The following is a 24,589-nucleotide window of genomic DNA, read 5'->3' as shown; positions in this document are numbered from 1 at the left end:
GGCTTTGTTTGGAAATTGTTTTAATTCCTTCAGAAAGTTCCTTCTCTTGCGCCACATGTGGCTCAGGATGAGGAATATATTCCGCAAGAGGATGAGGGGTTATATATTTACCTCTCCCTAGCCCTCTCCTGAAAGGAGAGGGTTAGTAAGGACTTAAACCACCAAATTCACTAACTTATTCGGTACCACAATTTCTTTCTTGGTTGGCCCAGTCAAGAATGGTTGTACTTCAGGTAAGGCTTTGGCAAGTGCAAGAATGTCTTCTTTAGATGCATCTACTGCTACATCAAGCTTGCCACGTAATTTACCATTTACCTGCACCACAATCGTTTGAGTATTGCGGGTTAATGCAGACTCATCGACCACAGGGAATAGGGTGGAGGTTAATTCAATTCCGAACTCTGCCAACAAGGTTTGGCTCAAGTGTGGTGCAAATGGCGCAAGCAAGGTCAATAACGTCACAATTGCTTCACGTTCAACCGCAAGGTCTTGTTCGTTCTGCGCTTCAAACTTGTTGCAAGCATTCAAGAGTTCCATCAATGCTGCAATTGCAGTGTTGAACGCATGACGACGCTCAATATCATCGCCCACTTTTTGAATGGTTTCATGGGTTTTGCGACGTAAGTCTTGTGCTGCTGTAGCAAGTTTGCTGCTGTCTATTGCAGTTGCATTGCTGCCTTTTTCAAGGAAACCTGCCGCCAAACGCCAAACACGTTTTAAGAAGCGGTTCGCACCTTCAACACCTGCATCTGACCATTCTAAAGACTGATCAGGTGGTGCAGCGAACATCATAAACACACGTGCAGTATCTGCGCCGTATTGGTCAATAATGGCTTGCGGGTCGATACCGTTATTTTTCGATTTCGACATTTTTTCCTGACCGCCAACAATCACAGCTTGACCATCGCCCATGTATTTTGCAGAAAGAACACGACCTTTTTCGTCTTTTTCAAGCTCAATATCGGCAGGGTTGAACCAAGTTTTCTTGCCGCTTTCTGCTTCGCGATAGAAGGTGTCAGCCAAGACCATACCTTGGGTCAGTAAGTTGGTAAATGGTTCATTGCCTTGTACCACGCCTTCATCACGCATAAGTTTGTGGAAGAAACGTGCGTACAACAAGTGCAAGATGGCGTGTTCTACACCACCAATATATTGATTAACTGGTAACCAAGTTTGTGCAGCTTCGGGCTTGACCATACCGCCCGTAAAATCTGGAGATGCATAACGTGCGTAATACCAAGATGATTCTACAAAAGTATCTAAGGTATCAGTTTCACGACGTGCTTCGCCACCACAGCAAGGGCAAGTGGTTTGATAGAATTCAGGCATTTTATTTAACGGGTTGCCTGAGCCATCTGGCACAACATCAGTAGGTAAAATGACAGGAAGCTGATCTTCTGGAACTGGAACTTGTCCACATTTTTCACAGTTGATCATTGGAATTGGACAACCCCAGTAACGTTGGCGTGAAACACCCCAGTCACGTAAGCGGAATTGTACTTTTACATTGGCTAAGCCTTGTGGCTCTAATTTCGCTAAAAGCGCATCAAAAGCCGCTTGGAAATCTAAACCATCAAATTCGCCTGAATTGACCAGTTTACCTTCTTTAGAACCGTACCATTCTTGCCATTGGGTTGTGTCAAAGTCCGCATCGTCTGCACCTTTGGCATCAATCACCTGAATAATTGGCAATTGGAATTTGTTGGCAAACTCAAAATCGCGCTCATCGTGTGAAGGTACAGCCATCACCGCGCCAGAACCGTAAGACATCAACACATAGTTGGCAATCCACACAGGTAATTCTTTACCTGTTACTGGATGCTTCACAAATAAGCCAGTCGCCATGCCTTTTTTCTCGGCAGTGGCAAGGTCAGCTTCTGCCACAGAACCCATGCGGCATTCTTCAATAAAGGCTTTTAATTGTGCATTGTTTTCTGCTGCTTTTAACGCCATAGGATGTTCTGCAGCAACAGCCACATAAGTTGCACCCATTAACGTGTCAGCACGCGTTGTAAATACAGTCAGATCATCTGCATAAATTTCAGGATTTGCCGATGGGAATGTGATTTCCATCCCTTGCGAACGCCCAATCCAGTTGCGTTGCATGGTCAAGACTTGCTGTGGCCAGCCATCTTTTAAAGTTTCTAAATCGTCTAATAATTCTTGGGCATAATCGGTAATGCGGAAGTAGTACATTGGAATATCGCGTTTTTCTACCAATGCACCTGAACGCCAACCACGGCCATTTTCGACCTGTTCATTGGCCAAAACTGTTTGATCGACAGGGTCCCAGTTGACTGTCGAGAGTTTGCGATAAATTAACCCTTTTTTATACAGTTGCACGAATAACCATTGTTCCCAGTGGTAATACTCTGGAGTACAAGTGGCAAATTCACGATCCCAATCTATTGCCAAACCTAGTTTTTTCAATTGGTCGCGCATGTAGGCGATATTTTCAAAAGTCCATTTAGCTGGGGCAACCTGATGCGCAATCGCTGCGTTTTCTGCAGGTAAACCAAAAGCATCCCAACCCATAGGTTGTAAGACTGTTTCACCTTTTAAACGGTGAAAACGGCTAATTACATCACCAATGGTGTAGTTACGCACGTGACCCATGTGCAGTTTGCCGCTTGGGTAAGGGAACATCGAGAGGATATAACGATGTGGACCTTCGACTGTGTCGGCAACTTTAAAGGCTTTACGAGATTCCCAGTCGCTTTGGACTTGGGGTTCAATCGCACTGGCTTGATATTCAGGGTCAATGTGAGTAGTCATAAGGTTAAATCAGGAATAAACGGTTAAAAAAAGTGTGTCACACAGCATAGCGCAAAATGCAGCTAAATTGAATTTTGCGCGTTGGATTGTGCAGGAAAATTTAAGCGAGTCGTACTTTATGGCTTAAAACTTAAAAAACTTGTGGGTTGGCACGTTCTTGTTGTGCCTGATTTAAAGCTGCATTGGCTTCACGTTGTTGCTGATCCATGGCTGGATTTCCTGCAGGATGATTTGTGGTTGGTGTCGCTTGTTGGTTTGTTGCATTTGCAGCAGTAGGCTCAGGGTTCGCAGTAGAATTTGCAGGAATGGCAACAGTAGGTGCTGAATTTTTCCAGCCGTAGGTATCGACTTTACCTTTTTTCTTGGCTGTTTTTGGTGGTGGTGTCGTGGTGTAATGGGTTGATCCATTTGCATCGACCCACTTGTAATATTGTTTTGCAGAAACTGAGCTAGTGGCAAAAATTAGAATCAAGCTTGCAGAAAGACAACTCAAGCGGATCATTGGCGTTTTCATGTTTGGAAGTCCTGAGCAAAAAAGGTAAATGGCAGAAAAACCAATTACAAAAAATCATGTTGGCTAAATTTTAGCAATAATTCCCCGTGAAGCTAGGATTTATTGACAATTTTTTGATGATTTTTATCTGCAATATCGCCTATTTAAAATTGGAGCATTGACTTGTCTATTTGCAAGTTAAAATAAGCTGAAATGCGTTGGTGAATCATAACCAAGCGATTTATATATTTTTTAATTCATTCTTTATTTTTATGTATGTGATATGAAAAAATTATAAAAAATTCAGCAAATCTCTGAAATTATTTGTTTTATATGGAAATATTGGACTTGGGATTAAATTGTGATGGATGACACAAAGCGTAAAAAATACCCAGTTTATAAATAAAGCAGAAAAAGCCGATTTTTAAACTTGACTTTAGTCGGGTAAACTACAAAAATGCACACTTTAGTTTTATGTGCCTTAGATCGATCACCCTTCGAATAAGTGTCATGTCATGCAATGGGCAACTTCTCTAGCCGAGAAGCTGAACAAAGCTTATAAAATGTGTTTACCCCAACACGTTTTAGATCTCATATTGCTTATACGGTAATCAGATCAGAAATTTTTCCTATTGCCATGAAAACTATGAAATATGTGTGCTATAACAGTGCAGGAATTAATGAACAAAACACTGCAGGTGTCTCCCATTTTGCAGTGACAAGACTAGGGTGAATCACGTTGGAACTTTTATCTGGTGGTGAAATGCTCGTTCGCGCATTGGCGGACGAAGGCGTTGAGCATGTTTTTGGATACCCAGGCGGCGCAGTACTTCATATTTACGATGCGTTCTTTCAACAAGACAAAATTAATCATTACCTTGTGCGCCATGAGCAAGCTGCTGGTCATATGGCAGATGCCTACTCGCGCGTAACAGGTAAAACTGGTGTGGTGCTGGTGACTTCAGGTCCTGGTGCAACCAACACGGTAACTCCAATTGCAACGGCTTATATGGACTCAATCCCAATGGTGATTTTGTCTGGTCAGGTTGCAACACACTTAATTGGTGAAGATGCCTTCCAAGAAACCGATATGGTGGGTATTTCACGTCCGATTGTAAAACACAGTTTCCAAGTGCGTCATGCAAGCGAAATTCCTTCAGTGATTAAGAAGGCATTCTATATTGCATCTTCAGGTCGTCCTGGTCCTGTGGTGGTTGATATTCCTAAGGATGCAACCAACCCAGCAGAAAAATTTGCTTACGAATACCCAGAAAAAGTGAAGATGCGTTCGTATCAACCGCCGCATCGTGGTCACTCAGGTCAAATTCGCAAAGCAATTGATGAGCTATTAAATGCCAAACGTCCTGTGATTTATTCAGGCGGTGGTGTTGTACAAGGCAATGCTTCTGAGCAATTGACTGAACTTGCACACATCTTGGGCTTCCCTGTAACCAATACATTAATGGGCTTGGGCGCGTTCCCGGGTAATGATCCACAATTTATTGGTATGTTGGGCATGCATGGTACGTATGAAGCCAACATGACCATGCACAATGCCGATGTGATTTTGTGTATTGGTGCGCGTTTTGATGACCGTGTAACCAATAACCCTGCAAAATTCTGTCCAAATGCTAAAGTCATTCATATTGACATTGACCCTGCGACAATTTCAAAAACCATCATGGCACACATTCCAATTGTAGGTGCGGTTGAACCTGTACTTCAGGAAATGTTGGTTCAATTGAAGCAATTAAATGTGTCCAAGCCAAACCCTGAAGCGATTGCTGCATGGTGGAATCAGATCAATGAATGGCGTAAAGTTCATGGTTTGAAATATGACAAACCAACCGATGGCACGATGAAGCCGCAACAAGTAGTTGAAGCTTTAGACAAAGTGACCAATGGTGATGCGATCATTACTTCTGACGTAGGTCAGCACCAAATGTTTGGCGCGAACTACTATAAGTACAAGCGTCCACGTCAATGGTTGAACTCTGGTGGTCTAGGTACTATGGGTGTAGGTTTACCGTATGCTATGGCGGCTAAACTGGCTTATCCAGATCAACAGGTTGTATGTATCACGGGTGAAGCATCGATTCAGATGTGTATCCAAGAGCTTTCTACCTGTAAGCAATATGGTTTAAACGTTAAGATCTTATGCTTGAATAACCAAGCTTTAGGTATGGTTAAACAATGGCAAGATATGAATTATGAAGGTCGTCACTCAAGTTCTTATGTTGACTCATTGCCTGACTTCCCTAAATTGATGGAAGCTTATGGTCACGTTGGTATTCAAATTAACCATGCCGATGAGCTTGAGTCTAAGCTTGCAGAAGCGATGGCGATTAATGACAAATGCGTATTCATTAACGTAATGGTTGACCGTACAGAGCACGTTTATCCGATGCAAATTGCGGGTCAATCCATGAAAGATATGTGGTTAGGTAAAGGGGAGCGCACAGAATGAGACACATTATTTCCGTTCTCGTTGAAAACGAATCAGGTGCGCTTTCTCGTTTAGTGGGTTTATTCTCTCAACGTGGTTATAACATTGAGACTTTAAACGTTGCGCCAACCGAAGACCCAACACTTTCACGTTTAACGCTTACAACTTATGGTGATGATCATAAAATTGAGCAAATCACCAAACAACTGAATAAATTGGTTGAAGTGGTTAAAGTGGTCGACCTGTCAGAAGGCCCGCATATTGAACGCGAATTGATGCTGATTAAAGTCAAAGCATCGGGTGCTGCACGTGCTGAAATTAAACGTACTGCAGACATCTTCCGTGGTCAAATTGTGGATGTCACACCAACGACTTATACGGTGCAGCTTGCGGGTACAACTGAAAAACTTGACGGTTTTATTGATGCGATTGCAGAAAATACGATTTTAGAAGTTGTACGTTCAGGTGTATCTGGTATTGCACGTGGCGAAAAAGTTTTAACCATTTAACTGAATTTAGTTAATTTTATTCATCGAATTCATTCCATCTCAAAGGATGGAGAGCTTGCTCAAGTACTGAATAGACAAGTACTTGAGTAAGATAGGAATCCTAAGCATTTTAGCGGAGACAGCAATGCAAATTTTTTACGATAAAGACTGCGACTTATCTATCATTCAATCTAAGAAAGTAGCGATCATTGGTTACGGTTCACAAGGTCACGCGCACGCGCTTAACCTTAAAGATTCAGGTGTTGACGTAACTGTAGGTTTACGTGCTGGTTCTGCTTCTTGGAAAAAAGCTGAAAATTCGGGTCTTAAAGTTTCTGAAGTTCCTGCTGCTGTTGCTCAAGCTGACTTAGTTATGATTTTGACTCCAGATGAGTTCCAATCACAACTTTATCGTGACGTAATCGAGCCAAATATCAAGCAAGGCGCAACTTTAGCATTTGCTCACGGCTTCTCTGTACTTTATAACCAAGTTGTTCCACGTGCAGACTTAGATGTAATCATGGTTGCACCTAAAGCACCTGGTCACACTGTACGTTCTGAATTCCAACGTGGTTCAGGTGTTCCTGATCTTATCGCGATTCATCAAGATGCTTCTGGTAATGCACGTAACGTTGCACTTTCTTACGCTTCAGGTGTAGGTGGTGGTCGTACAGGTATCATCGAAACTTCTTTCCGTGAAGAAACTGAAACTGACTTATTTGGTGAGCAAGCAGTTCTTTGTGGTGGTGCTGTTGAATTGGTTAAAATGGGCTTCGAAACTCTTGTTGAAGCTGGTTATGCACCAGAAATGGCTTACTTCGAATGCTTACACGAGCTTAAATTGATCGTTGACTTGATGTTCGAAGGCGGTATCGCTGACATGAACTATTCAGTATCTAACAACGCTGAATATGGCGAGTATGTAACGGGTACTGAAGTGATTAACGAACAGTCTCGTGAAGCAATGCGCAATGCACTTAAACGTATTCAATCTGGTGAATATGCGAAAATGTTCATCCAAGAAGGTGCGTTGAACTACCCATCAATGACAGCTCGTCGTCGTCAAAATGCGGCGCATGGTATCGAAGTTACGGGTAACAAATTACGTGCAATGATGCCTTGGATTCAAGCGAACAAGATTGTAGATAAAGAGAAAAACTAATTTCTCGAATCAGTCGATTTGAATGCGAAAACCCACTCAATTTGAGTGGGTTTTTATTTAATCATCCATCCCAAATACGTCGCGCGTATACACCTTGTTTTGCACATCATGAAGTAATGAACATTTACGGTTACAGACAATTAAATCAGCACGTTGTTTAAACTCGGCTAAATCGTGAATCACTTTGGAATTTAAAAACTTTTTCTGATCTAATTCGGGTTCATAAATAATCACTTTTATGCCATAGGCTTTCAGATATTGCATCACGCCTTGTATAGCAGAGGCACGAAAATTATCTGAACCACTTTTCATGGTCAGGCGATAAATCCCAACCACTTTGGGTTGCTGTTTGCGAATGGATTCTGCAATAAATTCTTGACGGGTTTGATTGGCATCTACCACGGCTTTAATCAAGTTGCTTGGAACTTGAGCATAGTTTGCCAGTAATTGTTTGGTGTCTTTGGGTAAGCAATATCCGCCATAACCGAAGGATGGGTTATTGTAAAACTGACCAATACGTGAGTCTAAACAGACACCATCAATAATTTGACGTGTGTCTAGGTTGTAGATTTGAGCATAGGTATCTAACTCATTGAAATAAGCGACACGCATCGCCAGAAAAGTATTGGCGAATAGCTTAATCGCTTCGGCTTCGGTAGCTTCGGTAAACAGCACTGGACAGTCTTTTATGATTGAGCCTTCTAACAGCATATTCGCAAAAAGTTTGGCACGTTCTGATTTTTCACCCACAATAATCCGCGAAGGATAAAGGTTGTCATGTAGCGCTTTACCTTCGCGCAAAAATTCAGGTGAAAAAATAATATTTTCGGTGTGATATTTTTGTTTGATGTGTTGGGTAAAACCTACAGGTACAGTGGATTTAATCACCATGGTTGCCAAAGGATTAATCGCCAATACATCTTGAATGACCGCTTCAACACTTTGTGTATTGAAGTAATTGGTTTCTGGGTCATAATCGGTAGGGGTGGCAATAATCACAAAATCGGCATGTTGATAGGCATCGATTTTGCAATGAGTGGCTTGAAAATTTAATTCTGATTTTGTTAAAAATTCAGAAATTTCTTGGTCGCGAATGGGTGAGATGCGTTGATTGAGTAGTTTAATTTTTTCTGCTTGAAGATCGTAGGCCACGACCTGATGATGTTGAGCAAAAATCATGGCATTAGATAAACCGACGTAACCTGTACCTGCAATTGCGATTTTCATATTCAATCAAATTTCTTATTATTTATATGTTTTTAATGTGGTGAAAATTTGTTCAAGCTCGATGACGGTTTGGTGAAGGTTATATGTCGAATCATTGGGGATAGATCGCTTTGCTTACTTTAACTGCTTTGATCGAGTAAAATAATATGATTCGTGCTTTAGATCTGGTGGGTGAATATGCATATTGTATATGTGAGTGATGGCAAGGCTGGTCATCGCTCTCAGGCATTAGGTCTTTTTAAGGCAATGCAAAAGCAAACACATATTGAGCTCACTTTTGAAGAAATTTCGATTGATCATTTACCATTGTTGAGTTTGTTGGCCGCATATAAGAAACAAAAACTTGCAGCAGTATCGCAGCCACCAGATTATATTGTTGGGGTAGGCAGTCATACACAATTCCGTGTTTTTTGGATGGGCAAGGTTTTTCCGCAAGCGAAAACTGTAATTTTAATGAAGCCAAATTTTCCATTGTCTTGGTTTGATCATGTGATTATTCCTGAACATGATGGTCTTACTGAACAGGGCAATGTGATTGTTACACAAGGTGCGCTGAATCCAATTGAAAATGAGCAGCGACACATAGCAAACCGTATTTTGATTGCATTAGGTGGTTCATCTAAACGGCATGTATGGAATGCAGATAAGGTGTTGTCTGCGATTGAGCAGATCGTGCAGCAGAATATGCAGTGTGAGATTATTTTGACGAGTTCTAGGCGTACACCTGCAGATTTTTTAGCGACATTGGCTCAGCAAAGTTTTGCTTCACGACTACAAATTTTTCCAGTTGAAGAAACGCCGCAGGGTTGGATTTTTGAAGAGATGCAAAAAGCGGAAGCTGTATGGGTGACTGAAGATAGTGTATCTATGATATACGAGGCACTCACCGCAGGCTGTAAAGTGGGGCTTATTCAGATAGATCGAGCGAAAGAGGATCGTATCACGCGTTCGGTACAGCATTTGATTGATCAGAAACTTGTATCGAATGCTAGACAAATTGCTGAATTATATTCTACTACTGCTTTTAAAGAAGCTGAGCGTGTGGCGAATAGGATGCTAGGTAAATGAGATGTAGTTGTTTAAATTTTTATGATGGACTAGTTTATATCCTATTATTCTTTTTTAACAATGATTAAAATATACCAATCTATAAATGGAACATTCATTTGTTTCTTGAGTGATTTATGAAAATATTACATATTGCAAATTTTGGGTTTAACAAACAAGGTTCTCATTTTTATTGTACTGACCGTAAGATTTCTGCGGGTTTGATTGAAAATGGTCATTTTGTATATGACTTTAGTTTTCGTGATATGGCTAGAATGGGAACTATTTTTAAAACAAAAAAATTAGGGGCAAATTGGGCAAATAAAGAAGTTCTTAAAATAGTTTCTAATTTAGAACCAGATCTAGTTTTGATTGGACATAGCGATTTAATGAGTCCAACGGTGTTAAAAGAGATAAAGCAACAATTCCCAAAGACAAAAATTGCATTTTGGTATGTTGATCCTTTGTATTTGGAGCAAAAACTTGGTTTTGTTCGTGAATTTTCTCCATATTTAGATGCTATTTTTTGTACGACTGGTGGAGAATATCTTCAAAAATTGAAACAGCCAAATTTAAAAGTAGCTTATTTTCCTAACGTCGGGCATTCAAATGTTGAAATACTAAAACAATTTGAATCTACAAATATTGATAAAGAATTTATATTCTGTGGTGTTGTTTATAAAGAGCCAGAACGTGAAAAATTTTTGAAAGACTTGGCAAATACTCTCCAAGCACATTCATTGAAATACCAATATTATGGTTGTTTTGAGCAAGCTGGCGTGTATGGAAAAGGTTATTATAAAGTGCTTTCAGAAGCGCGTATGGGGTTAAATTATTCACGTAAAAACGATGTAACTTTATACAGTTCAGATCGTATTGTGCAGTTAACGGGTAATGGCCTATTGACTTTTAGCCCTCGTATCCCTGATTTTGAAAAACTGTATAGTGAACAAGAAATTGTCTATTTTAACGACCAAAATGATTTAGCTGAAAAAATTAAGTACTATGCAGATCATCCTGATGAGGCAAGAAAAATTGCAGAATTGGGTTGGAGCAAAACGCGTCATAGTTTTAATGCTAAACGTATTACTCAATTTATGCTTGAAGTTACTTTTGATCAGCCTTTATCTGAAGCATATGAGTGGGCACATGAGGTGTATATCTAATGTGGTTTATTTATGTGGTACTTGGTTTAATTGTTTTTGCTGCAATACTTTACTTATTAGGTAATTATACCTTTTGGTTACCATTACGCAGTGCGAAATTGCCACGTATTGTGATGTTGCATCAAGTAACTCCCCATGCAGAAGCTTCAGGTATGAATATGCCACCGGCTAAATTTGAACAGTTGTTGCAGTATTTGGTAAAAAAACAGGCTGTTTTTTGTTTCGTTTCCGAACTTGACCAGTATGAGGGGCAGAGTAATGTTTTTGCCCTGTCATTTGATGATGGCTTTCAGGATAACTACCAATATGCATTTCCTTTACTCAAAAAATATAATGCGAAAGCAACAATTTATTTAGCAACACAAATTGAAGGTATTGAGAAGTTAGATACAGCACAAATTCAAGAAATGTCAGCTTCGGGCTTAATTGAGTTTGGTGCACATACTCAGCATCATGTAAATTTGTTGAAATTATCTGATGAGGAAGCATTTGCAGAAATGCAGGCATCAAAAAAAGATGTAGAAGTTTTAGTAGGGAAATGTCCAAGCTTTGCTTATCCATTTGGGCGTTTTAATGACAAACATCAACAAATGGCAAAAAAAATTGGTTTTAAAAATGCTGTATCTACACGTAAAAAAGTAGAAGCTTATACAGAAACTAACCAATTTAATATTCCACGTGTCAGTACACATGGCGCAATGAATGCTTTGCAAATGCGTATTGCTTTAGCCAAAGGACGTTATAAATTATGATTCCGTGTAGTGTTTATATCGTAACCTTAAATTGTGCTGAATGGCTTGAGAGTACACTGGAAAGTGTAAAAGACTTTTCAGAGGTCATTATTTTAGACTCAGGCAGTACAGATCTTACTTATGCTATTGCAGAATCATTTCCCAATACGCGAATTTCTCATCAAGATTGGCAGGGGTATGCGGGTCAAAAAAGCTTAGCTTTAGCGCAATGTAAAAATGATTGGGTTTTAAATTTAGATGGTGATGAAGTTTTATCTTCTGAATTAAAAGCTGAAATTGAGCAAACGATACAAAGTAATCAATTGGATGCTTTAATTACACCAATTAACGATGTGTTTTTAGGTGTTCCCAATAGTAAATATACAAAAAAGCATGCCAAGGTACGTTTTTTTCGTAAATCTAAAGGGCGATATGACTTGGAAAATAAAGTGCATGAAAATGTGATTGTAGATGGTCAGAGTGTTCGTGCAGAAGGTGATATTTACCATTATGGTGAATCAAGTATTTTTGTTAAAGTTGAAAAGAATAATCAATATTCTGAATTAAAAGCACAAGAAAAATACCAAAAAGGTAAAGTGCCGAGTTTATTAAAGTTGGTTTTAGTTATGCCTCTTACTTTTATAAAGTCTTATTTTATTAGACGTAGCTGCTTAAATGGGTGGAGAGGCTTTGTAAACAGCATGGTAAATGCTTTTTATGCATTTTTAAAGGAAGCTAAATTATTTGAGCAACATCAAAAAATGAAAAATAAACAGGATAATCTATGAAGATTGTTCAAGTTTTGGCAACAAGTGGTGGTGTTGGTGGTTTAGAACAACACACTTTTAACTTGGTTAATGAATTATCTCAGCAACATGAAGTACATATTATTGCACACCCTTGCTACGCGGATAAATTTAATGCGCATGTATGTTTTCATGCTGTAGATTTTTCTCGTAGTCGTTGGAATATATTTTTACTTTGCCAGCTAAAATCTATTATTAATAAAATTCAGCCAGATATTGTACATGCACAAGCAGGAAAAGCTGCTGAATTGATCTCTAAAATAAGAACATGGCTAAAACCTGTTAAATTTGTAACAACAGTCCATGGTACGAAAAAGAACAAATCAATTTATACTTTTGCAGATGCCGTTATTGCAGTTAGTCAGGCTTTAACGCAGGGAATTCCTAGTGAAAAAGCGTATGTGGTTTATAATGGGGTATATACACAACCAAATTTATCTGACGAGCAAAAACAACAACTAAAGTCGGAAATCTACATTCAACATTCTTTATTAAATTCTTCTAAAAAAATAGTAATGTGTATCGGACGTTTAGAGCCTGTAAAAAATATAAGTTTACTACTTCACGCAATGTCTAATATAGATGCACATCTTTTTATTGTTGGTGATGGGTCATTGCGATCAGATTTAGAACAACAAACAGCAGCACAAAAAATGCAAGATCGTGTTGCTTTTTTAGGTTTTAGGACAGATGCTCGTGATTTAATCCAAATCGCTGATGTTGTTGTATTGTCCTCGGATCGTGAAGGATTTCCATTAGTGATGGTTGAAGCTTTACAAGCAAATAAAACGATGGCATCTACTCGTGTAAATGGTGTTATTGAATGGTTGCCAGAGCCATATCTTGCAAATATTGGACAAGCGAAAGAGTTGCAACAAGCAATAGAAAATGCTTTAACTGTACAAGCACAAGAAGATTTCTCCCCTTTATTTATGAAAGCAAAGCAAGAATTAACTGTTACAGCTATGGCACAGCAAACGCTCAATATTTATGAGCATTTGCTAAAATAGTTGTTTTGGGCTTATTTACTTTTTAACTGATAAGCGTATTGCATCTAAAACTACAAAATTATGTTCAACATTTATTGTATGGCAACCATCATCATTATTGTTCCATGTGGGTAAAACAACTTCTAAAAGTTGCTCTTTATATGAGGTTGGGCTAAGTTCAAGAATTTCTTTGAATTCAATATTTCCACCATAACGCTTTAATGAGTCTTGACTAGGTCGTATAAGTTTTTCTTTATAAATAAAAGGCTTACCAGCCATTCTGAATTGCTGATGACCTTTGCAGACTGGATTTTGTGGGTGTTCTTGCCAGTTAGGATTTAAAATATCTTCAGTAAAGAAAATATCTAAACGGTCACCAAATTTTTTGCAGTTTCTACGTGTGGACGTCAATAAATACCACATCCCGTCATGATGAAGAGGAGTGGTATCTACAGCATCAATATTTTCAAATAAGTTTGAATGTTTTTCCCATTTGAGAGGGAAATCAGTACATTTCCATAGTTCAATAGTTTTATTAGCACTGGTTTCAGGAATCATGTACCAGTTATTTTCTACCTTAAATACACAAGGATAAGATAGGTGATAGTCCAATTTTAAAATAGTTTGTGGCTTTGAGTAGCTTCCATCTTTAAAAACCTCTAAGACTGATAAAAAGCCCACGGGATGAACATCATCTACTTCTTCAAAAAATATAAAGTGTTGATTATTCTCTTGTGCATAAAAACAATCAGCAAAAGTGAATTTTTGAGGTGAATGAATTTCAAAAAGATCTTTTAGCTGTTTTTGATTGTTAAAGGATTCGTCTAACCAACCAAAACGCATATACCAGTGCGAATTAAATTTTTTTGCTTGTTGGTTTTGTTGAAATTTATACCATTTCTTTAAAATTGTACGCATCATAAAAATTGGATATATAAGACTATCTATCTAATTCTACATTAGATATTATGTTCAGCAATACAGTATTGGCTTATATGTATGAAAGTTTTTGTTATTAGTATCGAAGAAGAAAACTCTCTAAGACTAAATACATTTTTATGTCAGTCTTTTTTTCAGAATGGAAATTTAGAATATACAAAAGTTGGGGTGAAGGGGGGAGAACTTTCCGCAAAAGAATATTTTGAATTAGCTGTTAAAGGGCGTGATAAGCCATTAACACCAGGTGAGTTAGGCTGTACCTTATCACATTTGGCAGCATTAAAGAGGTTCTTGGAAACTAGTGATGAGTTTGCATTAATTTTAGAAGATGATGCTATTTTGAAAAATGATCTTTCATATCAAATGCTGAGTGACGGATTAAGCAAGATAGATTTGCCTAAAAATTTGCTATTAAGTATTGGTGGTATTCAAATGAAAGAATGCCGTAAAGTTAGAGGGAAATTTTGCGAATTTAGTCTATTAAATAAAAAAGTTTTAAAGGTGGTTCCTGATTTTTATCATCGAGTAAATTATACAGTATCTTATATCGTAGATCGAAAAATGGCGAAAACTTTATTGGAATATCATAAGCCAGTTAGACGTGCAGATGATTGGAGTTATCTATATGATTTTGACACTTCTTCTAACATTTTAATGACTTATCTTGTTGATCATCCTGTTATCGATAAAGGAGAGAGGGATCAGGGTTTAAGTATTATTGAAAGTGAAAGAAATACTACTGCTGACCTTCTCAAAAGTAAATATGGTACGAATTTGCGTAAGAGTATTGCTAAAATTAAATTCAAAAAGTTTACAATTTAAAGGTTATTTTTTTCATGATTAAAGTCTTAGTTTCCTTCGGTACTCGTCCTGAAGCGATAAAAATGATTCCTTTAATTCAATGTCTGAAAAAAGATAGTAGATTTGAAGTAAAGGTATTGGTGACGGCACAACATCGTGAAATGTTAGATCAAGTGTTGGAAATTTTTAATATTATTCCTGACTTTGATTTGGACTTAATGAGAGAGAATCAAAGCCTTAGTCTACTTGCATCAAATATTTTAAAAAAAATGGATGATATTTACAAAAAATTTCATCCTAATATTGTATTGGTACATGGTGATACTTTATCAGCCTTTGTTGTTGCTCAATCTGCATTTTATAATCAGATTGATATTGGGCATGTGGAAGCAGGTTTAAGAACTTTTAATTTAAAGTCACCTTGGCCTGAGGAGGGAAATAGACAATTAATATCTAAAATTTCTAATTTACATTTTGCTCCTACTGAATTGGCTGCAAGCTATTTAATAAAAGAGAAAATTAGTTCTGAGAAAGTTTTTATAACTGGAAATACAGTAATAGATATATTGCTTGATGTTTCTATAAGAAAATTACCTGAACCAATAGGCTTTGATGGCAATAAACTTAATTTGGATGCAAGCATTAAAAAAGTTTTGATAACAGGGCATCGTCGTGAAAATTTTGGTCAAGGTTTTATAAATATATGTTCTGCTATAAAAAGTTTAGCATTAAATAATCCTGAAATAGAATTTATTTATCCTGTACACTTGAATCCTAATGTTAAAAATATTGTTTTTGAAATCTTGAAAAATATAAATAATATTATTCTTTTACCTCCACAAGCTTACTTGGAGTTCGTTAATTTAATGAAAAATAGCTATATTATTTTGACTGATTCGGGAGGAATTCAAGAGGAAGCCCCTAGTCTTGGTATACCTGTTCTAGTTATGCGGAATACAACAGAAAGACAAGAGGCTGTAAATGCTGGTACTGTCAAGTTGGTAGGAACTGATGAAAGCTCTATTAAACTTGCTGTTCAGAGTTTATTGGATAATAAGCAATTATATAGGAAAATGGCAAATGCTAATAATCCATATGGTGATGGAAATGCTAGTCTAAAAATAAAAAATATTTTAGTCGAAAAATATAAAATATAAGTTATTGAAACTTATATTTTATAAAATAACGTATCAGATTTAGAATGTCTCTAAGTGTAGCTTTTTTTGCTATAATTTTGAGAAAATCTTTATTGTGAATAATGTTATTTGATGACTCAATTTGCTCATTAAAGTAATTTTCTGCTGTATTTTCTTTGTAGCTTCTTACTTTATTGGGTAACCATGAGCCATAAAAATGATGTGTTGCAAAATTTTTAGGTAAGTCTAAACAAAAATGTGTTGATGGATATATATGAATAGTATTTTTTGTATCACTCCCTATTTGTAATATATTTTTTAATGGGTCGATAAGAAACTGATTTTTTAAAATCTCAGATATTGAATAGGTGTTTGTATTTTCTTTTTCAGTATATATTCGATTATCATAATAGCTTAATACAGTATCAGTTAAGCTGTGATTTGCTATTGCTCCCCAAACAGCAGTAAAAGGTGCTCCTTTATTTTCAAATCCAGAGAATGCTTGATGATGTAAAAATACATCTAGACTTTCTTTTAATTCAACATCGGTATCGAGATATATTCCACCATAATTTTTAAGAGCATAAGCTCTTACGTAATCAGATACATAAGCATACTTCTTTTTTTCATACGCTGTCTTTGTAAAAGGATGGCTATTTACATCAAATGAACTTTCATTCCAAATTTTGATTTCGTAATCAGGACAGAATACCTTCCATGACTGCATATATTGAAGTAATTGATCAGGTATTTTGTTAGGACCAAACCAACAGTAATGTATTATACGTGGAATCATATTTAAAACCTTTTATAGAATTTAAAATATTATAACTTAAATTTTAAATATAGCTTTATGTATGGGCGTATTATTTTATAAAAAAACCATGGAAGGATTATAGATTTTTTATTGTATTTTTTTAGTTCATTGAATAATTTTACATTTCTTTTTTTTATAGAGTAGTATAACCAATATTGAAATTCTTTATTTGTTAAGTCATCAATTGAAGTTAAAATATTCGTATTTTCTTTAATTTTTGATAGAAAGTCACGAGCCTCTGTATAGCTTTCAAGAATTGAAATGGCTGCCTTTTCAGAAGGGTTATTTGTTGCAGAGTCAACTCGACCTAAACGATACTCAAATAAATTTTCTGGACAAGCATTTACATTGGCAAGAGCGAGTAGTTTTATTAAAAAAGCTGTGTCTTCACCATTAGTTTTTCCATTGTTAAACTTAATATTATTATGTTTTAAAAATGAAGAGCTTATTAATACTGAACAAATTGATAAAATATGTTTTTGTTTCTTTAAGAAGTTCAAGTAATCATAAATTATATTTCCATTTTTTTGAAAAATTTGACTTGTATTAGAGAAATGATTATTAATGTATCGATTAAAACCACAATAACTAGCATCATACAGAATATTTTTTGTTTGTACTGAATTTAGTAATTTGCGTAAAAAATCTTGATGATAGGTATCATCGGAATCTAAAAAAGATATATAGTCCCCGTTACATATATTTATTCCTCTATTTCTTGAATATGAAACCCCACTATTAGTTTGTGTATAAACTTTTATTTTAGGGTTTTTTTTTGAATATTTTTGACAAATTTTTAATGTGTTATCTGTTGAGCCATCATTAATAATGATTAACTCCCATTTTTTGTATGTTTGGTTAATAACGGAAAGAATAGATTTTTCTATATAATTCTCGCAATTATATGTGGGCATAATTATTGAGATCAGAGGTTTTTTTGAGATTTTCAATTAAATATACTCAAGACGCTTACAAATTAATAGTTTTATTTATCCGCATTCCCCGCCAACACCATATAAATCAGCCCCACAAAAATCACAAATGCACCGCCAATAGAACTTAAGCTAAAGTATAAAATACGGTCATTGGTGTCTAAGGCAAATAGGTTATTGGCCAGAATATAACGCATGAACAACCATTGAGCGACAGCAAATACAATTAGCATAATGCCACGATTACGAACTGCAGGACGCATAGCCATAGTAACGCTCAACTTAAAACTCAAAACGAAGCGCTATTATGCCATTGTTGAAAATTGATCTCAATTGAATAACCTAAATCTTGGTTTTATACGTGCAAAAAGAGCAAACGTATTTAAAAAAATCTACTCTTTACGGTACATATTGACATTGCCCAAGCAATTTCTAAAGCGCTTGTATGACCAAATATATTGCTCAGGTGCTTGTTCAATCATATTTTGCATTGAAAGGTTTAGACAGTCTACAGAGTGTTGTAAATCTTGAGACAGAATAGCATCTGGCAATTTTTGACAGTGAATATTGAAATATCTTAAATTTGGACTTCGAATACAGCTTAAACCAATAATATTGCACTGTGTTTTTGCTGCAAGCTTGGAAACTAGTGTGATGGATAAAGTCTTTTTCCCAAAAAAAGCAGAATATATACCACCAGATGGCTTGGGTAAATGATCTGGTAAAATGACTGTTAAACCGCCGTGTTTCAAATGTTTAAAAATAGAACGAATACCAGTTTCATTGGTGGGTACTAAAGTGGCATTAAATTTTTCTCTAGCTTCTAGTAAATATCTGTTTATCCCTTTGTTTTTATTGGGCTTATACATAATCATGGGGGCTGTATATACACTGAGCCATGCATTGAGTAACTCCCAGCAACCAAAATGAGGAACTACCACGATAACTCCTTTTTTATTTGCAAGAGCGTCAGTTAAAACCGTTTCACCATAAACATTTTTTAGCAGATTCAAACTGTAATTTGGTGGCATTCCCCAGCATTTAATAAACTCTAGATAACTGAGACATTGACTTTGTACACTCTTTTTTATGAGCTGTTCTTGTTCGGCAGATGAAAGCTTTGGATAAGCCAGTTTAATATTAATTGCAGTGATGCGTTTGATAGATAAATTAAAATAATAAATAAGACCAGCAGCCATCATTGCAATTGCTTGCAGCAGGCGTAACGGAAAGACAGATATTATTTTTAAAATTAAGTACATCAGACAGCCGATCTCAAAATATAAGGTACAAATGAAGCATAAATTTTGCAGTGAACGCGAACGTGCTTGTTTCACAAGAAAAATGATCAGAAGCCTTAAAACAAAATAAAATGAGGTATGAAATTGAATTATTCAATGTTATTTATAATTAGCCAGTTTAGCATAGTGCAGTGTAATCGTTTTGCTATTAGCCAAGTAAAGTAATTATTATTTTTATTGTTCAACTTGGAATTTATCCAAATTGAAGTTAATAAAAAACCCTGCAAATTTGCAGGGTTCTTCTCACATTCTCAAAACTTATTCTTGAGATTCTGCTTTTGGTTTTTCACGTAAACGAATACCTAAATCACGCAATTGAGTCGCCTCAACTGGTGCAGGTGCTTGAGTCAATGGACATTCAGCTGTCTTGGTTTTCGGGAAGGCAATCACATCACGAATAGACGATGCACCTGTCATCAACATCACCAAACGGTCTAAACCAAATGCCAAACCACCGTGCGGAGGCGCACCGTATTTCAATGCATTCAGTAAGAAGCTGAATTTCTCTTCGGCTTCTTCTTCTTCAATACCTAAAGCTTCAAAAATCGCTTTTTGCATTTCTAAAGTATAAATACGCAGTGAACCACCACCAATTTCAGTACCGTTCAATACCATGTCATACGCGACAGATAAAGCTTCACCAGGGTTGCTTTTCACATCTTCAACGCTTGATTTTGGTAAAGTGAATGGGTGATGCACAGAGGTCCATTTACCATCATCAGTTTCTTCAAACATTGGGAAATCAACCACCCAAAGCGGTGCCCATTCGCAGGTTGCAAGGTTCAAATCGTGACCGATTTTGACACGGAGTGCGCCCATTGCATCGTTTACCACTTTGGCTTTATCTGCACCAAAGAATACGATGTCGCCATTTTCAGCGCCTACACGTTTTAATAAATCAAGCACGATTGGCTCAATAAATTTCACAATTGGAGATTGTAAACCTTCAATGCCTTTTTCAAGTTCATTGACTTTAATATACGCCAAACCTTTCGCACCGTAGATGCCAACATATTTAGTGTATTCATCAATCGCACTACGTGGTAATGAACCCGCGCCAGGAACACGAAGCGCAACAATACGACCTTTCGGATCTTTCGCTGGGCCAGAAAACACTTTGAACTCAACGTCTTGCATTAAGTCTGCTACGTCTACCAATTTCAGTGGAATACGCAAGTCTGGCTTATCAGACGCATAATCACGCATTGCTTCTGAATACGGCATACGTTGGAATTTGTCGAATTTCACGCCTAGAAGTTCATCGAACATCTTCACGGTCATGCCTTCCATCAAATCCATAATGTCATCGTCACTCATGAACGATGTTTCAATGTCGATTTGAGTAAATTCAGGCTGACGGTCTGCGCGTAAATCTTCGTCACGGAAACATTTAGCGATTTGGTAGTAACGGTCAATACCGCCCACCATCAACAATTGTTTAAATAATTGTGGAGATTGTGGCAGGGCATAGAAGCTACCGTTAGATACTCGGCTTGGTACTAAATAGTCACGCGCGCCTTCAGGCGTTGCACGTGTCAAAATTGGTGTTTCAACATCCAAGAAACCATGATCGTCTAAATAGTTACGAATTAGGTTGGTGACTTTAGAACGGAAACGTAAGCGATCTAACATTTCTGGACGACGGATGTCCAAGAAACGGTATTTCAAACGAATTTCTTCTGAAATGTTGGTATTTTCATCGTTCAATGGGAACGGAGGCGTTTCAGATGCTGCAAGAACTTCAATTTCCTTGCCTAAAACTTCAATTTGTCCACTGACCATATTGGCATTTTCTGTGCCTGCATAGCGACGACGTACACGACCTGTGATTTTTAATACAAATTCTGAACGTGCTTTGTCTGCAGTTGCAAATGCTTCTGGAGTGTCTGGGTCAATTACGACTTGCACAAGACCATCGCGGTCACGCATGTCTAGGAAAATTACACCACCGTGGTCACGACGACGGTGTACCCAACCACACAGGGTCACGGTTTGATCAATTTGAGCTTCGGTTAAAGAACCGCAATAATGAGTTCGCATCATAGCGTTAAAAATCCAACTATATGGGTTAAGGAAGCGAATACGTAAACAGCGCACCGCCTTTAGCAAAGGTAGGATTATGCCTCTTTGGACATGTGGCTACAAGAACCTGCTGCAAAAACAGTGGGTTTTTAGCGGGAATCTGCTTGAAACTGAAGAATGTCGGCAGATGAAAGCGAAAGTAGAGCGATAGAGTTTTTATTCCATCCGCCTTTGAAAATCTAAAATCAGAAATAGCAGGCAGCCCAAACTCAACATAAGTAACGTACCTTGGCTAAACTCATTGATGGCACGTCCCATAAAGTAATACAGTTCGGCTTGCCAAGTCGCATCGGGGATATAACGCGCATAATCCCAAAGGGAAAAACCACCAAATACAATCGACAAGATAATTAGAGCAATGGCATAAACGCGAATTTTAGTGCTTACAGAACTGACCTGCCGATGCTTGCGATAATAATGCAGGCTCATCCATAACAAAAAAGGCAACGCCAAAATAGAACTGCCAATTTGTAGTACGCGATGCATCGGATAAACACCTGTTCCTAATTGTACCGATTGTGCTAAAAAATCCTGAAAGGCAAAACTACGAAAGTCGTGATGGGTTAAACCATCCCAAATTAAATGGGTGGCATTGCCAATCAATAAGGCGAGAATCATGCCACCTACAAACCCAAGTGCAGATTTTATTGTGTTTAGATTTAAAGGGTGATGCACGCCCACAAAGCGATACAATGCAGGGCGATAGAGCAAATACCACAGCGCACAAAACACAAGACCCAATAATAAATTCGGATACAGCAATGCTGACCATAAATGAGGAGTGGGATCATGACGCAAAGTAAACAGGCGATGTAAATCTGGCAACATCGTACCTATAGCGAGTGCAGCGATGGGCAGACGTTGTCCTGAAAGCTTGGCGAGTGGTGGGGCAAGTACTGCATGTGAGAGCGTAAAGGGCATACCAATTCAAAGTAAAGAATATAAAAAATCAGAATAAATTGTGATGAATAGCTTAATTGAGAATACAGAATAACAATGTTTTTTATTGCAATGTTAATGAAATGTTATATTATAACATCAATTATTTTTGCTAATTTGAGCATGGGTCATGTCGTTCCATAAAAATTTAATAACACTTTCCATTTTTTCAGTGCTGACACCTGCAGCATTCGCCAATACTGAAAGCAGTAGCACACAACTGGCAACCATTCAGTTACAAGCACATCCTTTGGTGCAAACTGCTGCAGACTTTGCAGTGGCAGATCATGTGATTGATCAAAAAACGTTGGCAGAGCGCAGTACCACCATTGGTGATGCGATGGCAGATGAGCTAGGTGTATATTCCAATCAATATGGCTCAGGTTCTAGCCGCCCTGTGATTCGTGGACAAGATGGCCCACGGGTTAAAGTGCTGCAACATGCTTCAGAAACTGCCGATGTATCTACCCTTTCACCTGACCATGCCATCACTGTCGACCCAATTTTAGCCAAGCAAGTTGAAATTATTCGTGGCCCATCAACATTACTTTATGGTGCAGGAACGGTTGGTGGCTTAGTCAATGTGACCGATCAAAAAATTCCAACTCAAATGCCAAATAATGGTTTAGAAGGACAGGTAGGTTTACGTTACAACACAGCTAGCGATGAAAAGCTAGTGAGTGCGGGGGTAACTGCAGCACTCAGTGATCAATTTGCGCTGCGTATTGAAGGTTCAAAACGTAAAGCCAATGATTACATCACGCCAAATTATTGGGTAGAACACCATGATGATGAAGCAGGGCATGAAGATCATGATCATGATGATGAGGGCACACATTTAGATAAAGCACGCCGTGTAGACAATACCTTTGCCGAAGGCCAAACGGTGAATATTGGTGGATCATGGATTCATGACCGTGGTTTTGTGGGGTTGTCGTACAGTAACCGTCAGGACAAATATGGTTTGCCAGGGCATAGTCATGAGTATCATGATTGCCATCCACATGGAAATAAATTGCATTGCGGAAGTCATGACCCTGCACCACAACCAGATCCACATGACGAACACGAACATACACATGGTGGCCCGTGGATTGATTTGGAATCACACCGTTATGATTTGCGTACTGAACTTGATCAGCCCTTTGCAGGCTTTGAGAAACTTCGTGCGCATGCCAGCTTTACCGATTATGAGCATGATGAATTAGAAGAAAGTAAAGTCATCAGTAACTTTAGAAGTAAAGGCTACGATGCTCGATTAGAGTTGGTTCATCAACCTATTGCGGGTTGGGAAGGGGTGTTTGGTACACAGTATAGTCAGCAAAAAATTGATTTAACTGGACAAGTAGAACAACACGGCGATCATTCTCACGAAACCGTACCTATGCCTGATACCAAAACTCAAAAATATAGTTTGTTCGGTTTAGAACATAAACAATTTGGCGATGTGCATGTTGAACTTGGTGCACGGGTTGAACATCAAAAAATTGATGTCGATGCAGAGCTAAGAGATTATTCAGATACAGGTATATCTGCTTCTGCAGCAGCCACCTGGCAGTTTGCACCGAACTATAAACTATCCTTTACAGGCTCACATCAGCAGCGCTTACCGTTGGCACAAGAGCTTTATGCAAATGGCATCCACTTTGCAACCAACACCTATGAGCGTGGAAATGCAAATTTAGATGTGGAAAAGTCGAATAATTTAGAACTTGGTTTGCACTATGAAGCTGACAAACTGGATTATTCATTGCATGTCTATCATAACTGGTTTGATAACTATATTTATGGTGCAACCACCGACCATAAAGAAACTTTCCGTTTAATTGATTATCAACAAGACAAAGCCAAGTTTTATGGCACAGAAGCCAAGCTAGGTTATCAGATCAGCCCAGATTATAAACTCAGTGTATTTGGTGATTATGTCCGTGGTGAGATTGACAATCAAAATGCACCACGTGTACCTGCAGGGCGTTTGGGGACTAAAGTGGATGCCAACTTTGCCGATGGTTGGTCGGGTATGGCGGAATATTATCGTGTCTTCAAACAAGACAAGGTTGCTTATTTAGAGCAAGAAACAGCAGGCTATAATATGGTCAATGTTGGTGTGGCTTATGCGGGCAACTATGCCAACAAACAAGATTACCGTGTGTATTTTAAAGCCAACAACTTGCTCGATGATGAAGTGTATTCACATACATCGTTCTTGTCGAATATTCCACAAGTGGGTCGTAACTTTACAGTCGGCGTGGAATTTGGCTTCTAAAATTCAATTTGCCTTGAGCAGGATGTCTGCGTGAAAACACAGAAAT

At 37.8% G+C, this 24,589-nt stretch carries 21 protein-coding genes; 11 read left to right on the top strand and 10 right to left on the bottom strand.

What is annotated here, in order from left to right; translation table 11 throughout:
- Positions 1 to 153 precede the first annotated feature (153 nt).
- On the bottom strand, positions 154 to 2,775 hold the full coding sequence (gene leuS / locus FTU92_RS00530) for a leucine--tRNA ligase (protein ID WP_180095298.1): 2,622 nt from the start codon (positions 2,773 to 2,775) through the stop codon (positions 154 to 156).
- A 130-nt stretch (positions 2,776 to 2,905) separates the two neighbouring features.
- Complete coding sequence (locus FTU92_RS00525) at positions 2,906 to 3,277, bottom strand: DUF4124 domain-containing protein (protein WP_372238842.1); 372 nt, start codon at positions 3,275 to 3,277, stop codon at positions 2,906 to 2,908.
- A gap of 730 nt (positions 3,278 to 4,007) precedes the next feature.
- On the opposite strand from FTU92_RS00525, the gene FTU92_RS00520 reads away from it, so the two are divergent.
- The 3 genes from FTU92_RS00520 (at position 4,008) to ilvC (ending at position 7,364) form a co-directional block, all read left to right on the top strand.
- Positions 4,008 to 5,735, top strand: a complete 1,728-nt coding sequence (locus tag FTU92_RS00520; protein ID WP_096902629.1) for an acetolactate synthase 3 large subunit — start codon at positions 4,008 to 4,010, stop codon at positions 5,733 to 5,735.
- Complete coding sequence (gene ilvN / locus FTU92_RS00515; RefSeq protein ID WP_004974986.1) at positions 5,732 to 6,223, top strand: acetolactate synthase small subunit; 492 nt, start codon at positions 5,732 to 5,734, stop codon at positions 6,221 to 6,223. Before FTU92_RS00520 ends, ilvN begins: the two co-directional genes overlap by 4 nt.
- A 124-nt stretch (positions 6,224 to 6,347) precedes the next feature.
- Positions 6,348 to 7,364, top strand: coding sequence for a ketol-acid reductoisomerase (gene ilvC / locus FTU92_RS00510; RefSeq protein ID WP_004974988.1), 1,017 nt, complete (start codon positions 6,348 to 6,350; stop codon positions 7,362 to 7,364).
- A gap of 57 nt (positions 7,365 to 7,421) precedes the next feature.
- Here the strand turns inward: ilvC and FTU92_RS00505 are convergent, their stop codons facing one another.
- The gene (locus tag FTU92_RS00505) at positions 7,422 to 8,591 is read right to left on the bottom strand and encodes a nucleotide sugar dehydrogenase (protein ID WP_180009006.1); all 1,170 of its coding nucleotides are present in this window, start codon (positions 8,589 to 8,591) and stop codon (positions 7,422 to 7,424) included.
- A gap of 177 nt (positions 8,592 to 8,768) precedes the next feature.
- Between FTU92_RS00505 and FTU92_RS00500 the strand changes: the two genes are divergently transcribed.
- The 5 genes from FTU92_RS00500 to FTU92_RS00480 all read left to right on the top strand — a co-directional run bounded on the left by FTU92_RS00500 (position 8,769) and on the right by FTU92_RS00480 (position 13,351).
- Entirely contained in the window at positions 8,769 to 9,659 is an 891-nt protein-coding gene (locus tag FTU92_RS00500; protein ID WP_180009008.1) for a mitochondrial fission ELM1 family protein, read from the top strand.
- 116 nt (positions 9,660 to 9,775) lie between these two features.
- Positions 9,776 to 10,804 carry a glycosyltransferase gene (locus FTU92_RS00495; RefSeq protein ID WP_180043948.1) on the top strand — a complete coding sequence of 343 codons (1,029 nt, stop codon included), beginning with the start codon at positions 9,776 to 9,778 and terminating at the stop codon, positions 10,802 to 10,804.
- Positions 10,804 to 11,556, top strand: a complete 753-nt coding sequence (locus tag FTU92_RS00490) for a polysaccharide deacetylase family protein (RefSeq protein WP_180009012.1) — start codon at positions 10,804 to 10,806, stop codon at positions 11,554 to 11,556. Before FTU92_RS00495 ends, FTU92_RS00490 begins: the two co-directional genes overlap by 1 nt.
- Positions 11,553 to 12,323, top strand: coding sequence for a glycosyltransferase family 2 protein (locus tag FTU92_RS00485; RefSeq protein ID WP_178318719.1), 771 nt, complete (start codon positions 11,553 to 11,555; stop codon positions 12,321 to 12,323). The genes FTU92_RS00490 and FTU92_RS00485 overlap by 4 nt, the downstream gene beginning before the upstream one ends.
- Positions 12,320 to 13,351 (top strand): glycosyltransferase, encoded by a 1,032-nt coding sequence (locus FTU92_RS00480; protein ID WP_180009014.1) that lies wholly within the window; start codon positions 12,320 to 12,322, stop codon positions 13,349 to 13,351. The genes FTU92_RS00485 and FTU92_RS00480 overlap by 4 nt, the downstream gene beginning before the upstream one ends.
- Positions 13,352 to 13,366: 15 nt before the next feature.
- On the opposite strand, the gene FTU92_RS00475 is transcribed toward FTU92_RS00480, so the two are convergent.
- Positions 13,367 to 14,251 carry a hypothetical protein gene (locus FTU92_RS00475; protein ID WP_180009016.1) on the bottom strand — a complete coding sequence of 295 codons (885 nt, stop codon included), beginning with the start codon at positions 14,249 to 14,251 and terminating at the stop codon, positions 13,367 to 13,369.
- Positions 14,252 to 14,329: 78 nt separating this feature from the next.
- Here FTU92_RS00475 and FTU92_RS00470 point away from each other — a divergent pair, with 78 nt between their 5' ends.
- Together FTU92_RS00470 and wecB are read left to right on the top strand one after the other, a co-directional pair.
- Entirely contained in the window at positions 14,330 to 15,091 is a 762-nt protein-coding gene (locus FTU92_RS00470) for a glycosyltransferase family 25 protein (RefSeq protein WP_180095295.1), read from the top strand.
- A gap of 14 nt (positions 15,092 to 15,105) precedes the next feature.
- The gene (gene wecB / locus FTU92_RS00465) at positions 15,106 to 16,227 is read left to right on the top strand and encodes a non-hydrolyzing UDP-N-acetylglucosamine 2-epimerase (RefSeq protein ID WP_180095292.1); all 1,122 of its coding nucleotides are present in this window, start codon (positions 15,106 to 15,108) and stop codon (positions 16,225 to 16,227) included.
- 1 nt (position 16,228) lies between these two features.
- On the opposite strand, the gene FTU92_RS00460 is transcribed toward wecB, so the two are convergent.
- The 6 genes from FTU92_RS00460 to FTU92_RS00435 all read right to left on the bottom strand — a co-directional run bounded on the left by FTU92_RS00460 (position 16,229) and on the right by FTU92_RS00435 (position 22,259).
- Positions 16,229 to 17,002: a glycosyltransferase family 32 protein gene (locus tag FTU92_RS00460; RefSeq protein ID WP_180095289.1), complete on the bottom strand. Its 774-nt coding sequence runs from the start codon at positions 17,000 to 17,002 to the stop codon at positions 16,229 to 16,231.
- A gap of 29 nt (positions 17,003 to 17,031) precedes the next feature.
- Positions 17,032 to 17,937, bottom strand: coding sequence for a glycosyltransferase family 2 protein (locus tag FTU92_RS00455; RefSeq protein WP_180095286.1), 906 nt, complete (start codon positions 17,935 to 17,937; stop codon positions 17,032 to 17,034).
- A 71-nt stretch (positions 17,938 to 18,008) separates the two neighbouring features.
- Entirely contained in the window at positions 18,009 to 18,224 is a 216-nt protein-coding gene (locus FTU92_RS00450) for a hypothetical protein (RefSeq protein WP_180095283.1), read from the bottom strand.
- A gap of 123 nt (positions 18,225 to 18,347) precedes the next feature.
- A complete protein-coding gene (locus FTU92_RS00445) occupies positions 18,348 to 19,217 on the bottom strand; it encodes a lysophospholipid acyltransferase family protein (protein WP_179988699.1) in 870 nt (289 codons plus the stop codon).
- Between the two features lie 297 nt (positions 19,218 to 19,514).
- The gene (gene aspS / locus FTU92_RS00440; RefSeq protein WP_180095280.1) at positions 19,515 to 21,299 is read right to left on the bottom strand and encodes an aspartate--tRNA ligase; all 1,785 of its coding nucleotides are present in this window, start codon (positions 21,297 to 21,299) and stop codon (positions 19,515 to 19,517) included.
- Between the two features lie 195 nt (positions 21,300 to 21,494).
- A complete protein-coding gene (locus FTU92_RS00435) occupies positions 21,495 to 22,259 on the bottom strand; it encodes a DUF4184 family protein (protein WP_180095277.1) in 765 nt (254 codons plus the stop codon).
- Between the two features lie 148 nt (positions 22,260 to 22,407).
- Here FTU92_RS00435 and znuD point away from each other — a divergent pair, with 148 nt between their 5' ends.
- Positions 22,408 to 24,543: a zinc piracy TonB-dependent receptor ZnuD gene (gene znuD, locus FTU92_RS00430; protein ID WP_180095274.1), complete on the top strand. Its 2,136-nt coding sequence runs from the start codon at positions 22,408 to 22,410 to the stop codon at positions 24,541 to 24,543.
- Positions 24,544 to 24,589: the final 46 nt, after the last annotated feature.

Source organism: Acinetobacter sp. YH12205, from assembly GCF_013418125.1.
In the GTDB taxonomy this organism is placed as follows: Bacteria; Pseudomonadota; Gammaproteobacteria; order Pseudomonadales; family Moraxellaceae; genus Acinetobacter; species Acinetobacter towneri.
Note: the sequence above shows the minus strand (reverse complement) of the source record. Positions and strands in the feature narration are given on the sequence as shown.

Coding starts and splice junctions, on each gene's coding strand:
- FTU92_RS00435 (WP_180095277.1), bottom strand. CDS start 22,259: ATGCCCTTTACGCTCTCACATGCAGTACTTGCCCCACCACTCGCCAAG.
- FTU92_RS00505 (WP_180009006.1), bottom strand. CDS start 8,591: ATGAAAATCGCAATTGCAGGTACAGGTTACGTCGGTTTATCTAATGCC.
- wecB (WP_180095292.1), top strand. CDS start 15,106: ATGATTAAAGTCTTAGTTTCCTTCGGTACTCGTCCTGAAGCGATAAAA.
- FTU92_RS00460 (WP_180095289.1), bottom strand. CDS start 17,002: ATGATTCCACGTATAATACATTACTGTTGGTTTGGTCCTAACAAAATA.
- ilvC (WP_004974988.1), top strand. CDS start 6,348: ATGCAAATTTTTTACGATAAAGACTGCGACTTATCTATCATTCAATCT.
- FTU92_RS00475 (WP_180009016.1), bottom strand. CDS start 14,251: ATGATGCGTACAATTTTAAAGAAATGGTATAAATTTCAACAAAACCAA.
- FTU92_RS00455 (WP_180095286.1), bottom strand. CDS start 17,937: ATGCCCACATATAATTGCGAGAATTATATAGAAAAATCTATTCTTTCC.
- leuS (WP_180095298.1), bottom strand. CDS start 2,775: ATGACTACTCACATTGACCCTGAATATCAAGCCAGTGCGATTGAACCC.
- FTU92_RS00470 (WP_180095295.1), top strand. CDS start 14,330: ATGAAAGTTTTTGTTATTAGTATCGAAGAAGAAAACTCTCTAAGACTA.
- aspS (WP_180095280.1), bottom strand. CDS start 21,299: ATGATGCGAACTCATTATTGCGGTTCTTTAACCGAAGCTCAAATTGAT.
- FTU92_RS00525 (WP_372238842.1), bottom strand. CDS start 3,277: ATGATCCGCTTGAGTTGTCTTTCTGCAAGCTTGATTCTAATTTTTGCC.
- ilvN (WP_004974986.1), top strand. CDS start 5,732: ATGAGACACATTATTTCCGTTCTCGTTGAAAACGAATCAGGTGCGCTT.
- FTU92_RS00485 (WP_178318719.1), top strand. CDS start 11,553: ATGATTCCGTGTAGTGTTTATATCGTAACCTTAAATTGTGCTGAATGG.
- FTU92_RS00495 (WP_180043948.1), top strand. CDS start 9,776: ATGAAAATATTACATATTGCAAATTTTGGGTTTAACAAACAAGGTTCT.
- FTU92_RS00450 (WP_180095283.1), bottom strand. CDS start 18,224: ATGGCTATGCGTCCTGCAGTTCGTAATCGTGGCATTATGCTAATTGTA.
- znuD (WP_180095274.1), top strand. CDS start 22,408: ATGTCGTTCCATAAAAATTTAATAACACTTTCCATTTTTTCAGTGCTG.
- FTU92_RS00500 (WP_180009008.1), top strand. CDS start 8,769: ATGCATATTGTATATGTGAGTGATGGCAAGGCTGGTCATCGCTCTCAG.
- FTU92_RS00480 (WP_180009014.1), top strand. CDS start 12,320: ATGAAGATTGTTCAAGTTTTGGCAACAAGTGGTGGTGTTGGTGGTTTA.
- FTU92_RS00490 (WP_180009012.1), top strand. CDS start 10,804: ATGTGGTTTATTTATGTGGTACTTGGTTTAATTGTTTTTGCTGCAATA.
- FTU92_RS00445 (WP_179988699.1), bottom strand. CDS start 19,217: ATGTACTTAATTTTAAAAATAATATCTGTCTTTCCGTTACGCCTGCTG.